General features: G+C 50.1%; 10 protein-coding genes. 3 read left to right on the top strand and 7 right to left on the bottom strand.

The features are described from left to right. Positions 1-9: 9 nt before the first annotated feature. The 3 genes from AC3WTP_RS17390 to AC3WTP_RS17380 all read right to left on the bottom strand — a co-directional run bounded on the left by AC3WTP_RS17390 (position 10) and on the right by AC3WTP_RS17380 (position 2,894). Positions 10-747: a hypothetical protein gene (locus AC3WTP_RS17390; protein WP_492395902.1), complete on the bottom strand. Its 738-nt coding sequence runs from the start codon at positions 745-747 to the stop codon at positions 10-12. 153 nt (positions 748-900) lie between these two features. Next, complete coding sequence (locus AC3WTP_RS17385) at positions 901-1,890, bottom strand: Gfo/Idh/MocA family protein (protein ID WP_492395901.1); 990 nt, start codon at positions 1,888-1,890, stop codon at positions 901-903. Continuing rightward, the gene (locus AC3WTP_RS17380) at positions 1,887-2,894 is read right to left on the bottom strand and encodes a Gfo/Idh/MocA family protein (RefSeq protein ID WP_492395900.1); all 1,008 of its coding nucleotides are present in this window, start codon (positions 2,892-2,894) and stop codon (positions 1,887-1,889) included. The genes AC3WTP_RS17385 and AC3WTP_RS17380 overlap by 4 nt, the downstream gene beginning before the upstream one ends. Before the next feature lie 138 nt (positions 2,895-3,032). Between AC3WTP_RS17380 and AC3WTP_RS17375 the strand changes: the two genes are divergently transcribed. The 3 genes from AC3WTP_RS17375 to abc-f all read left to right on the top strand — a co-directional run bounded on the left by AC3WTP_RS17375 (position 3,033) and on the right by abc-f (position 6,264). Next, positions 3,033-3,908, top strand: coding sequence for a helix-turn-helix transcriptional regulator (locus tag AC3WTP_RS17375; RefSeq protein ID WP_492395899.1), 876 nt, complete (start codon positions 3,033-3,035; stop codon positions 3,906-3,908). Positions 3,909-4,078: 170 nt separating this feature from the next. Then, positions 4,079-4,249, top strand: coding sequence for an RAxF-45 family protein (locus AC3WTP_RS17370; RefSeq protein WP_492395898.1), 171 nt, complete (start codon positions 4,079-4,081; stop codon positions 4,247-4,249). Positions 4,250-4,359: 110 nt separating this feature from the next. Then, positions 4,360-6,264 carry a ribosomal protection-like ABC-F family protein gene (abc-f, locus tag AC3WTP_RS17365; RefSeq protein ID WP_492395995.1) on the top strand — a complete coding sequence of 635 codons (1,905 nt, stop codon included), beginning with the start codon at positions 4,360-4,362 and terminating at the stop codon, positions 6,262-6,264. 1,220 nt (positions 6,265-7,484) lie between these two features. Here abc-f and AC3WTP_RS17360 read toward each other — a convergent pair. The 4 genes from AC3WTP_RS17360 to AC3WTP_RS17345 form a co-directional block, all read right to left on the bottom strand. Beyond that, entirely contained in the window at positions 7,485-9,407 is a 1,923-nt protein-coding gene (locus AC3WTP_RS17360; RefSeq protein ID WP_492395897.1) for an FtsX-like permease family protein, read from the bottom strand. Continuing rightward, positions 9,382-10,152 (bottom strand): ABC transporter ATP-binding protein, encoded by a 771-nt coding sequence (locus AC3WTP_RS17355; RefSeq protein WP_492395896.1) that lies wholly within the window; start codon positions 10,150-10,152, stop codon positions 9,382-9,384. Before AC3WTP_RS17355 ends, AC3WTP_RS17360 begins: the two co-directional genes overlap by 26 nt. 159 nt (positions 10,153-10,311) lie before the next feature. Then, on the bottom strand, positions 10,312-11,295 hold the full coding sequence (locus tag AC3WTP_RS17350; RefSeq protein ID WP_492395895.1) for a sensor histidine kinase: 984 nt from the start codon (positions 11,293-11,295) through the stop codon (positions 10,312-10,314). 1 nt (position 11,296) lies between these two features. Further along, the gene (locus AC3WTP_RS17345) at positions 11,297-11,992 is read right to left on the bottom strand and encodes a response regulator transcription factor (RefSeq protein ID WP_492395894.1); all 696 of its coding nucleotides are present in this window, start codon (positions 11,990-11,992) and stop codon (positions 11,297-11,299) included. Positions 11,993-12,833: the final 841 nt, after the last annotated feature.

Raw genomic sequence — 12,833 nt, 5'->3', positions numbered from 1 at the left:
CATTTATTTTTATTCAATCTTGATTGAGATATTAGTTTCAAGCCTATATTGCTCAGTATTATTCTCTAATTGGCTATCATGATCTATAGAGTAGTTTAATTCCGCACCAATCGTATATTCACCTTTAGGGAGTCGAAGAGGTCTTGCATTTGTATTTTTTTCATCACCCATCTCAGCTGATAAATAATTATTAGCTAGAACCCCGTTCCAAGTTCTTATGATCTGATCTCCGGGCTTGAATAAGTCACTTTGCATTTTGAGAGTTGTGGGCTCTGTTATCGTTACTCCATTGCTATCTGTTATATAAAATATAACTAGTGGATTTAAATGGAGCACCTTCACATCCTCATCTCCAATAACATCTAAAGAAGCCCATATTTGCAGCTCTTCTCCTGCCTTATATTTTTCCTTACTGCTATTAATTCTAAGTTGAAATAGATCATCTTTATTCTGATTATGCGTAGTTGATCTTACATGAGAATTTAATGTATCAAAAGAATCATAATAAATTGAGTTTGTATTAGATTCATAACTCACTAGACCAGTATTTGTATTTTCTAGCAAGCGAATAGGGATATAGACAGCTCCATTACTCTGTAAAAATGGTGTTTTCGTATTATTGGCTATCCGATTCCCATCCCAATAAATGTTTCCTTTGAACTCGTGAAGACTGACAGTATTAGAAGCCGATACATTTGATCCTAAGATAAGAAGCAACATCGAAATCAGAACAATTCTTTTTTTCATTTGGCAGCCTCCATTATTGTGAATAGTAAGCAAACTCAAATGGATATACCTGTAACAAACAGAAATGTTTCTTCACCAACAACGGAGCATCGAGCAGCGCAAAAAAAACCGCCCCCCACCACCTCAACGGCGGCAGAAGAGCGGCATAAAGCATTAGGCGATTGTCACTGGCTGCCCCAGCTCAATCGACTTATAGCCTGCAAGCGCGACCTGCGCGGAACGCAAGCCGTCCTCGCCCGTGATCGGCACCGGTTTGCCGGCGAGAAGCGCTTCAACAAAGTCGCGAACCATGTAGTCATCCATGGAATCGCCCCAGAACTCCCACGTGCCCTTGCCATTGGCATCGCTGAACAGCTCATTGTTCTGAGCAAAGGAATCAACATTGATGACGCCCTTCGTGCCGATAATCTCCATCGTCACATCGCCCCAAGTAGGGAACGTAGAAGGACGCGACCAGCTCGTATCTAGAACGCCGAACACGCCATTTTCATACCGAACATGCATCATCCCCGCGTCATCGACAGGTAAGCCTTTATGAAAGATCGTACCCGCATGCGCAAACACTTCCTTCACCTTCGAACCCGTAAACCAGTTCATCAGATCCACCACGTGAACCGTATGATCCAAAAGAGCGCCGCCGCCGGACAACGAAGGATTCACGAACCAGCCGCCCGGCATCGTGCCGCGATTCGTCCCCTTGAACCCGATAATATCGCCGATATCGCCGCGATCCACCGCTTCTTTAGCCCGAACGACCGCAATCAGCGAGCGGCAAGGGAACGCCGTCATCAGCTGGACGCCATTATCCGCACAAGCTGCGATCATCGCCTCCATCTCCGCTACCGAGATGCCGAGCGGCTTCTCGCACATGACGTGCTTGCCTGCCTTCGCAGCCGCAATCGTGAGCTCCGCGTGGTACACATTTTCCGAGCATATAACGACCGCATCGACATCGCTTGCTAACAGCTCGTGATAATCCGAATAGTAAGGAATCTGATAGCGCGCAACTACATCCGCTACACGGTTCTCCACCTCATCCGCGATCCCCGCGATCTCCACATTCGCGAGCGATCGGAAGCCTTCCAGATAAGAAAAGGCATGACCGTGCGCAAAGCTGATAAAGCCAACCTTCAATTTACTCATTTCGACACTCCTTCCTCAACGCTCGCACCGAGTGCCACGACTCTGCCAGTACGCAGCGATTCCACTGCGGCATTTGCAATTTCTAGCGCTTTATATGCATCTTGAGCTGTAACAACAGCTTCTTCTCCTGTCCGAATACACCCTATAAAATGCTCCAACTCCAGCTCATACGGGTTCTTGTAGCCGGGACTTTGCGGTACCGCCACAAACTTGCCAGCCTTCTCCTGCACCGATGCCTGGCGAATCGAGAGCGAATGGCACTTCTCACTGTTGTTACGCACCACGCCACCACTGCCAGCGATCTCAATCGCTGTATGGAACTCTCCAGGGTATCCCCAGCATGCTTCAAGATTAGCAATAGTCCCATTTTCAAAACGTAAGGTTACAAAGGCAAACTCCAACTCCTCTGTACGATGCCCCAGAGCATAGACCGACTTCACTTCGCCTACCGTCCACCGGAGATAATCGATGTCGTGGATCATCAAGTCTAGAATGACGCCGCCGCTCTTATCGGCTTCCCGGAACCACGAAGACACATCGCCCGGATGAGCTCCGCTCCGTTTCGTATGGGCGACGCCGAGTTGGCCCAGCTTGCCTTGATCAACAGCCCGCTTGATTTGCACATATTCAGGGAAGAAGCGAACCACATGACCGACAAACAAACGCACCCCATTGCGTTCACAGACGTCCATCATCTCTTGCGTATCCGCGAGCGACAACGAGATTGGCTTTTCACTAATTACATGCTTGCCAGCCTCAGCCGCCTTGATCGCCATTTCCTTATGTAAATAGCTCGGTACAGTTACGCTAATCACATCGAACTCCGCATTAGCCAACATTTCATCGATAGAGGTATATGCAGTTGCTCCTGTATGATCCGCTATATCCGCAGCGCGCTCCGGAATAATATCGCATACTGCCGTCAATTCCACATCAGGCATCTTGTGATAGGCAAATGCATGCACATGCCCCATTCCACCACAGCCTACAATCGCTATTTTCACAATTGCACCTCGCTTCTTCTCGTTTTCGTTGAATCCATCTTCTCCTATACGATATACTTTTCGTATACCGCTCGTAAATGCGGGCATTTATGCAGTTTGTATCCAAATTAGCCATTGCCAAGAATGGGAGCTGAAGCAGTGGAAATCTATCAAGAGCCGATCATCTATCAACACTCCGCGCTGCGCATGAAAGTGTGGCGCTTTATCGATCCTTTTCGTGCAGCGTCTTCGCATATTCCTATGCCATGGCATTATCATAAAGAAATTGAATTCATATTAGTGGAGCACGGTATTCACGAGATGGAAACGCCTGAACGGTCGTATACACTCGGACCTGGTGATATCGTGGTGCTCGGTTCCTCACAATTGCATCGCCCTCGTAAACTGAGCGACGATCCGTTGAGCTTTATTGTGCTGCATGTGGATTTGGAGCCTTACTTTGATCCTGCGATCATGATGTATTACGGGCATTTTGCGGAGGTTCAGGAGCCGTTGGATGAGTTGAACTATATATTTGCCGATAAGCAGGTCCGGTCGGAGGTTGGAAGAATCATCACGTCGATCCATGATGAGGTTATGTCCCCTCGCAAAGGCTATGAGATCGCGGTCAGCATGCATATACAGCATCTCATGCTGACTCTTCTTCGTCAGGATATAATAGGCAAGCTTCAGTCATATGGCGAGATAGACGCCGCCGTTATTCGGCCTGTGGTTGCCTATGTGGAGGAGCATCTGACGGATCGCATCGATATGCAGGAGGTTTGCCGCATTGCCGGGATGAGCTACACGTACTTCTCTAAGTATTTCAAACGCAAAATGGGTGTCAGCTTCACTGACTTTGTCAATCGCAGACGAATCTCCTATGCGAAGCGATTGCTCGTGACTGAGCAGCGTAAGATTCAGGACATTGCTGAATCGGTGGGTATCGGCAATATGGCTCATTTTTATGAGCTGTTCAAGAGGTATAATCAGTGCACGCCGAAGCAATATATGGAGAAGATGCTTGAGAATTAGCCTGAATTAGCTAGAATGAGTTTGAATGAGACTGGATAAGACTAGCTAGCCGCTTGATCGCCAGTTGTAAACTTTAACTATAATCATTGTCTCCACGTTTGCCGCTTGTAAGTGTGGGAGAGGCTATGCTAAGGTGAACATATTATTGTAGAAGAAGGAGGTGTGACAGGATGAACACAAATAAGTCGTCGTGGTTGAGAAGCTTGAATCTGGAGGCGCTTCGTACGCAGCTGCGCGGAATTTTTTATGATGGGCTCGTTAACGGGATACGTATGTCCATTTTCAACAATTCCAAACTACATTCACATTCAAGCGAAATGACCATCCTGTCACTGCCTTAACGGATCTTTTCTGTTTATCGACAAGGCTGCGGGGACATTTCCCTGCGGCCTTTTTGTGTTATCGCGGGCTTGGCAGATGGTCATCAATAGAGAGGGCGATCCAGATGATCATGATTCAATGTCAACAGGTGAAAAAGGGCTATGGAGCAACCGCAGTGCTTCTAGATGTTACGTTTGAGATAGGAGAACAGGAAAGAGTCGGTCTAATCGGTCGCAATGGGACCGGCAAGACGACGCTATTTCAGCTGCTGAACGGCAGCGAAAAGCCCGAGGCCGGGCAGCTTGCGATCAAGAAAGGCGCGCGCATCGGGTACTTGGAGCAGGTTCCGCACGCGGAGGAGTCCGCGACGGTGCAGGATGTGCTGGAGCGCGCATTTGCGGAGCCGAAGCGCTGGCAGCGCGAGATGCAGGAGCTCGAGCGGATGATGAGCGACCCGCAGGCGAGCCGCGATGAGCGGCAGTTCGCGGACCTGCTGCGCCGCTACGGCGAGCTGCAGGAGCGGTTCGAGCGCGCGGGCGGCTATGAGCTCGACGCGCGCTTGGGGCGAGTCGCCTCCGGACTGGGAATACCGGAGGCGCAGCTCGCGCGGCCGTTCGCAGAGCTGTCCGGCGGCGAGAAGACCAAGGTCGGCCTCGCTGCTATGCTGCTCGAAGAGCCGGATGTGCTGCTGCTGGATGAGCCGACGAACCATCTCGATATGCATGCGATCGAGTGGCTGGAGCAATTCTTGCAGTCCTACAGTGGCACGGTCGTTGTCATCTCGCACGATCGCTACTTCCTCGATCGCGTCGTGACGAAGATCATCGAGCTGGAGGATGGCGAAGCCATCACCTATTACACGAACTACACGGACTATCAGAAGGAGAAGGAAGCCCGCTTGCTTCAGCAGTTCGCGGACTATAAAGAGCAGCAGAAGAAGATTAAGAAGATGAAAGAGTCCATTAGACAGCTCATCGAATGGGCAAACCGCGCCAACCCGCCGAACCCAGGGCTGTACCGGCGAGCCGCCTCGATGCAGAAGGCGCTCGATCGGATGGTGAAGCTGAAGCGCCCAATTATGGAGCGCAAGGCGATGGAGCTTGACCTGAACCAGCGCGACCGTTCCGGCGTGCAGGTCGTGACGCTTGATCGCGTCGGCAAGTCGTACGGCGACCGCTCGCTCTTCTCGGGCGCGAGCGAGCTGCTGCGCTATGGTGAGCGCGTGGCGCTCCTGGGGGCGAACGGCTCCGGCAAGAGCACCCTGCTGAAGTGCATCTTGGGCGAGGTCGCACCGGACGAGGGCGAGGTGAAGCTCGGCTCGCGCGTCGCCGTCGGCTATCTGGCGCAGGAAGCCGCCCCCGAAGACGAGGGCGCTACCGTCCTCGCGTACTACCGCGAAGCCGTCGGCATGGAGGAAGGCGAAGCGCGCGGGCGGCTCGCCCGCTTCCTCTTCTGCGGCGCCGACGTGTTCAAGTCGGTGCGCTCGCTGTCCGGCGGCGAATGGAGCCGCCTGCGCTTCGCGCTGCTCATGCATGAGCAGCCGAATCTGCTCGTGCTCGATGAGCCGACGAATCATCTCGATATCGATTCGCGCGAAGCGCTCGAAGAAGCGCTGGAGGACTTCCCCGGCACCGTGCTCGCCGTGTCGCATGACCGATACTTCATTAATCGTATCGCTCATAAGATCTGGGCGCTGGAAAATGGCGGCTTAGCAAGCACGCCCGGCGATTTCGAGCACTTTAAAGAGAAGCAGCTACTGCTGACATCGGCACCTGAACAGCGACTGAAGGCCGATTCGGCTCAGGTTGGCCGAGTCCAGGGTCGTTCCACACGGGATGGAGTCAACTTGGAACGCCTAGAGCAAGACATCAGCGAGCTCGAGAAGCAGCTTCGCTCGATAGACGAGACTATGATGGAGCCGGCCAACGCCGCTTCCCCTTCCAAGCTCGCGACGCTGTACGAGGAGCGCGAGCTGCTGCAAGCCAAGCTGGATTCCCTATACGAGAAGTGGATGGAATCCTCGACTTCATCGTAAGATATCTGTACTCAGAATAGGGGAATGCTCTTTCCCTATTCTGAGCTTCTACTTCATGCTAATGATAGGAAGATGGCCGTAGGCTCAACCCTTCTTAAAGATAAAGCTGAGTATACCTGTCATTAAGCCAGTAAATATGAGTCCGTAATTGATTGCCATGAAGATACTATTATCGCCTATGCTCCGGTCGAGTAACAAGACTCCACCCGTTAAGACAAACAAGACAGACAAGAGCAGCACATCTGTGAGCGATCTTGATCTAGTAGTTGCCAACAACGATAGATTGACTGATATGACAAGACAAATCATTAGTAAAAATAATAAAACCAATATTGTCCCATCCTCCCCACTATGGTATCACCCTTCATTTTCCAATCAAGTTCATGTTACTCGACTCTCGACATACCTATTCCTTCCATACCACAATTCGATAATACGCCAAGAAATTGCGCGATGCATCAGTCACAAATCGTCGAACCGGACACAGAGGCCGCTATTTTTGCATTTTGAAGCAAATTTGAAGTTTCGCGGACACAGAAGCCGTTATTTGCCTCAAAATGAGCGATAATGCGTCGATTGGGAGCAAATAACGGAACTACGGTCCGCAAGAACGATAAAACAGCCGATTTTGTCACAAATAGTGGATCGTGGGTCCGCATCACACATAAAGTCGCAATTCTAGTTAGTCTGAGACAGTTAGATAGACGGTTAACCGATCAACCGGACACAGCGGCCGCTATTCTTGCATTTTGAAGCAAATTTGAAGTTTGGCGGACACAGAGGCCGTTATTTGCATCAAAAAGAGCGATAATGCGTCGTTTGGGAGCAAATAACGGAACTACGGTCCGCAAGAACGGTGAAATAGCCAATTTTGTCACAAATAACGGATCGTGGGTCCGCATCACACTTAAAGTCGCAATTCTAGTTAGTCTGAGATAGTTAGATAGACGGTTGACCGATCAACCGGACACAGGAGCCGCTATTCTTGCATTTCGAAGCGAATTTGAAGTTTGGCGGACACAGCGGCCGTTATTTGCATCAAAATGAGCGATAATGCGTCGTTTGGGAGCAAATAACGGAACCACGGTCCGCAAGAACGACCAAACAGCCGATTTTGTCACAAATAGCGGATCGTGGGTCCACCCCCACACATAAACATAAGAAAGACAGCAACCCAGAGGGAACGTGCACCCTCCCCCAGGACTGCTGTCTTTCTGAACTTATCTCATCGCCAGCCGCATGTGCTGCAAGTAGCGCCAGCGGATGACGAGGAAATATACGATCTGAATCGTAATGAACGATACGAAGATCATAACGGAATTCTCGTACACCGAGAAGCTTACCAGCTTCTGCAGCGCCGCAAATGCCACACCGCTGTGCACCAGAGCCATCAATAGCGGCAGGAAGAACATCAGCATCAATTGGCGCGTCACGGTACGGCTCATCTCCCGCTTCGTCAGACCCAGCTTGCTAATCAATTGATACTGCCGTTGATCCCGCTCGAGATCCGTGTACAGTCGGAAATACAAGAAGCTGGCTCCAAACGTAAAGAACACGATGCCCACCATCGAGCTCACGATGAACAGCAGTCCGTTACCCTGCTTGTTGTTCAGCCATTCCAGCACCAGCGTTGTTACATAAGGCGAAAACTCTGTACGTGTTTCATCTTCATTAATCTCCTTGATGAGCGTCTGCGCGATCTCCCTAGTCCTCTTCCAGTCCGGAACGTCAAACAAGATATATCGATCCGTTCCGATTCCACCATCGGGAATGGACGCAAATGCGGCATCCGATATAATCGCAACCGCTGCTCCCTCAGGCAGAACAATCTCATTTATCACTCGTGACACCTTATACGTATGACTCCACTCTTCCTGCAGTATCTCAATGTCCTTAGGCCAGTTCTCCTCCTTCATCCAGTCGGTTTGCATCATGATGTAGGATGGGGCGAGCACTGCCTCTCCATCGTCCAGTTCCACGATCTTCTCTATTCCCAACAGCTCTGCTATCTGATTATAATCGCTCAGACTTATAGGAACCCACGGACTTTGATTCAGGCGAGAATTCACTTCCAACATCTCATATGCGAAGACTCCATCCTTCAGCAACTGCTGAATCAGCTGCACATCCTGCTCCTCAGCTTTATTCTTCGAGCTGCTGCTGTATATAAAGGCATACGGATTCTCCATTTCCGTGAGGCCAGGGTCCCCTAACGCCAGCACCGTGCCGATCCCTGTGAACGCCACCGCAGACACGATAGCGATCATAAAGAACATCGTCGCATTATCCTTCATCCGATACGCCAGATCGGATATAGCCAACACATTGATGCGTTTGAAGAACACCTTTTCATTGCGTTTCATAGCTCGAATCACATATACACTTAGTTGGGTGAACAGGAAATACGTGCCGATAATGACACTAATAACGCCTGCGAATAACAGTGGGAAAGAGAACATTCTATTTATCGCAAAATAAAACACCATCCCATACCCAGCCAGAATAAAGAGAACAGCGAGCAGAGAGAGCATAAGTGATGCCTTCGGTTCAGGCTTCGGTTTCTCCTCGGACTTAAACAAATCTACAAGCTGCCCTACCTTCACCTTCCGTGAAGTGAACAGCGACACGATGAGGAACAACAGCGCGAATGCGACCGTCGTCGTCAGCATCGGCGCCCAAGGCGCGTAGAAGTCTAACCCATTATCGATCGCAAGAATATTCTCTACCACAAGCAGAATGAGCTTCGCAAATACAGTACCAATCCCAATCCCCATCACGATAGATGCCGCTCCGATAATTAAATTTTCGATAAACACAAGTTTATGAAGCTGGCGCGGTGACATCCCATGCATCATGAGAATGCCGAATTCTCGATTGCGGGTCTTCAGAAAAGCGCTGACCGAGTATAAGCAGAAGAAGAATGAAAATATGAAGATGATGATCTGTGACACCTGCATCCCTATCATTCCCAAGGTGCTTAGCGTTTCGCTCGTAGAAGAGAGCTCCCCCTGAAGCTTCGGATGGAACTGCAGCAGCGCGTAGATATAGAAGACCATGACGGAAAATGAACTGCTTAAGAAGTGCGCTAAGTATATTCGTTTGTTGCGAACGACATTGTTAAACGCGAACTGTCGAAAAGTCATGTCGATAGCCTCCCAACAGCGACAGCACGTTAATGATCTTCTGGTAGAACACCTCGCGATTGTCACCGCAAGTGATCTCATTGTGGAACTTGCCGTCCTTAATAAATACGACGCGATCGCAATAGCTCGCGGCCATCGCATCATGCGTGACGAGCATGATCGAAACCTGCTGCTCTTTGTTCATCGCCGAGAGCAGCTCCATCACGTCGCGGGCCGATTTGGAATCCAGATTGCCTGTCGGTTCATCCGCAAGCACCAGCTTCGGATGATGAATCAGCGCTCTCGCGATCGCTGTCCGTTGAGCTTGTCCGCCAGAGATCTCGAACGTCCGCTTGTCCAGAATCGACGCGATTCCGAGCTTCTCTGCGATCGCGTTGACACGAGACTTCATCTCTTGGAGGCTTGTGCCATCCAGCGTGAGCGGCAGCATCATATTCTCCTTCACCGTCAACGTATTCAGCAGGTTGAAGGCTTGAAACACGAATCCTAGTTCACGTCTGCGAAATAGAGCCAGCTGATCCGGCTTCAGCAGATGGGGGTTCTGCCCTTCGATGCTGACCTCCCCTGATGTGGGAGCATCAATCGTGGACACTAAGTTAAGAAGCGTCGTCTTTCCGCTGCCAGAGGGTCCCATGATGCCGACAAACTCCCCCTTGTTTATCGTGAGGTCGATACCCGACAGCGCTTCGTAAGGTATCTTTTCATTATATGTTTTGCATAGATCGCGGACTTTTAATATTTCCATCATACGTTCTCCTTTCAATCCCATACGTTCCTATATCGTATACCCCTAGTCTATATGAATCTGGAAGATGTTCATATAATACTCTCTGACGTGAATCTTACATCTGTGTAAGATAAGATATAGAAAAGAGCAGCCTCCTATGAGACTGCCCTTATGGATCTATTTCCCCGCATATGGAAATCGAATGCGAACGGTTGTCCCTGCGCCTACGGTTGATTCCAATTCAATCTGATGGTGCAGGCGATCAATCGCTTCCTTAACCAAATAGAGTCCCATACCAGTAGACTCTTTGTATACTCTGCCATTCTCCCCCGTGTAGAACGCGTCCCAGACTCGCGATAGATCTGATTGCGGGATGCCTGCGCCGCGGTCAATCACTTCGAGAATAACCGCTCGTTCTTGCGGATACGCCTTCAACGTTACTTTCTCACGGCTTCCCGCAGAATACTTAATCGCGTTCGAGATCAATTGCTGCACGATGAAGCGAAGCCATTTGGCATCCGTTTCAACCGTGATGCTGTCATCGATCTCAATCTCGGGATATACATAATGGCGAATGAAAGAACGCCTATTGTCCTGAATCACTTCATTGACCAGCTTGCGAAGGCTAACCTTGTGCACATGAAAGTCCTCAGCAAAGGTATCTCGTCTCGCCATATACAGCACCATCTCCAAGCCATGACGCAAACGATCGGTTTCTTCTGTGATGCTCTCGAATCTAGGATCGTCGCCGTCTTGAGTGATGAGCTCAATAACAGACAGAGGCGTCTTCATCTGATGCACCCATTGGTTGATGAAGTCTTGGTACTGCTTCTTTCCGCGTTCCCATGTCCGTAGCTGTTGCTTGTATTCCCGATGCTGTACAGTCTGCAGCTCGTTCAGTGCTGCGGATAAAGGGGCACCGCTTCGTTTAAGCGCATCCGATGGCAGCTTGTCCGGCTCTGACAAGCTGCGATAGAACTCCCGGTGGCTGATGTAGCGATAGCATAAGTAGATGAAGGTGATGAATAGCCCTAGCGACATCGCGTACAACGCTGTTGCCCACCGATCATAGCCGTCCAGCCAATAAACGAGCAGCACGACGAGCATTTGTACCATATTGAAGCCGATCAATGGCAGCTGCTCTCGTATAAACAGCCTCATGTCACACATCGCCCTCCCAGGTCAAATGGAGACGATAGCCGACTCCGCGTACCGTTTCAAGAGCATCATGAATGCCGAGCTCACACAGCTTCTTGCGAACACGCGTAATATTCACGCTTAAGGTATTGTCATCGACATAATTATAGTCATCCCACAGCTTGTCCAATATAGCTTCCCGGCTTATGATTCGCGGGCAATTGTTCATCAGCGTTTCTAGTAGAAGCGCTTCTTTGCGAGTCAGCATAACGGACCTCTCTCTCAGCTTCAGCTCCAAACGCTCAGGATAGAGCAGCAGTCCCGACTGCTCAATGACCCGTTCTTTCGTCGCATAATCGCCGTATACTCGCCTAATCTGACTCCGTAACTTGGCCATCACGATTTCATAATGAAACGGTTTAGGTATGTAATCATCTGCCCCGCTCTCGAGTGCCATGACTTGATCCATCTCCCCGCTGCGCGCAGAAATGAAGATGATAGGGCAAGTGGAGATCGTACGAATCTGTCTGCACCAGTAGTAACCGTCATAGCTCGGCAGATTCACATCCAGCAGCACGATATGCGGTTGAATATGTTGAAATTGTTGGAGGACGTGTTGAAAATCAGTTACGATAATGCCTTCATCACCATACTTCTGAATATGGGACTGGAGCAGCTCCGCAATCTTGGAATCATCCTCAACAATCATAATTTTGTTCATGTCAGCACACCTCTTTTGTTGCTGTTTCGCATGGGGTTCATTCGTCACAGCTTGATGTTCCCTCTGGTGGACACTTTACCATAATCTCCTTTCCGCATCCATCGAATTGTCGAAATGCGTGGAAGATCGGCGCTCGCGCGGGGCCCATTTAGCCGCTGAGACGTCGTTTTTCGACGCCTCAGCCCTCGGGCGCGGCGTTTTGGAGGCTGAGACGTTCATTTCCGACGTCTCGGACTCAATTTCCGCTCGCGCGGGGCACATTTGGCGCTGAGACGTCGTTTTTCGACGTCTCAGACCTCGGACGCGGCGTTTTAGAAGCTGAGACGTTATTTTTCGACGTCTCGGACTCGATTTTCGCTCGCGCGAGGCCCTTTTGGCACCTGAGACGTCGCTTTTCGACGTCTCAGCCCTCGGGCGCGGCATTTTAGAGGCTGAGACGTTCATTTCCGACGTCTCGGGCTCAATTTCCCCTTACGCGGGGCCAATTTAGCCGCTGAGACGTCGCTTTTCGACGCCTCAGCCCTCGGGCGCGACGTTTTGGAGGCTGAGACGTTCATTTCCGACGTCTCGGCCTACGGTTTCGCTCAAGCTTGGCCATCTTAGCCACATCTATATGGTGAAATAAGTAATAGACTGCCCCTAGAAATTGAAACAGCAACAGCCATGGACGAGAAAATAAAGTCCCAAACTGTCGCTGTTTCATTGAACTAACATATCCGTTAGCTGGACGCTCTAATCGAATTGAGGCCAATATTCTATTCATTTGACGGATTGTCAAGCTAAGCGCGACAGTTCGTCCATGAATGCTTCGTGAGCAGATTTCCAGCCAAGACATTTACGA

The sequence above is a fragment of the Paenibacillus sp. EB106-04-04-XG159 genome (assembly GCF_058791835.1).
The sequence above is the reverse complement of the archived record's forward strand: the minus strand, read 5'-3'. Positions and strand labels throughout refer to the sequence as shown.

What these genes read in the sequence shown, in the direction of transcription:
- AC3WTP_RS17390 (WP_492395902.1), bottom strand. Translation starts at nt 747, where the DNA reads ATGAAAAAAAGAATTGTTCTGATTTCGATGTTGCTTCTTATCTTAGGA.
- AC3WTP_RS17385 (WP_492395901.1), bottom strand. Translation starts at nt 1,890, where the DNA reads ATGAGTAAATTGAAGGTTGGCTTTATCAGCTTTGCGCACGGTCATGCC.
- AC3WTP_RS17370 (WP_492395898.1), top strand. Translation starts at nt 4,079, where the DNA reads ATGAACACAAATAAGTCGTCGTGGTTGAGAAGCTTGAATCTGGAGGCG.
- abc-f (WP_492395995.1), top strand. Translation starts at nt 4,360, where the DNA reads ATGATTCAATGTCAACAGGTGAAAAAGGGCTATGGAGCAACCGCAGTG.
- AC3WTP_RS17360 (WP_492395897.1), bottom strand. Translation starts at nt 9,407, where the DNA reads ATGACTTTTCGACAGTTCGCGTTTAACAATGTCGTTCGCAACAAACGA.
- AC3WTP_RS17355 (WP_492395896.1), bottom strand. Translation starts at nt 10,152, where the DNA reads ATGGAAATATTAAAAGTCCGCGATCTATGCAAAACATATAATGAAAAG.
- AC3WTP_RS17350 (WP_492395895.1), bottom strand. Translation starts at nt 11,295, where the DNA reads ATGAGGCTGTTTATACGAGAGCAGCTGCCATTGATCGGCTTCAATATG.
- AC3WTP_RS17345 (WP_492395894.1), bottom strand. Translation starts at nt 11,992, where the DNA reads ATGAACAAAATTATGATTGTTGAGGATGATTCCAAGATTGCGGAGCTG.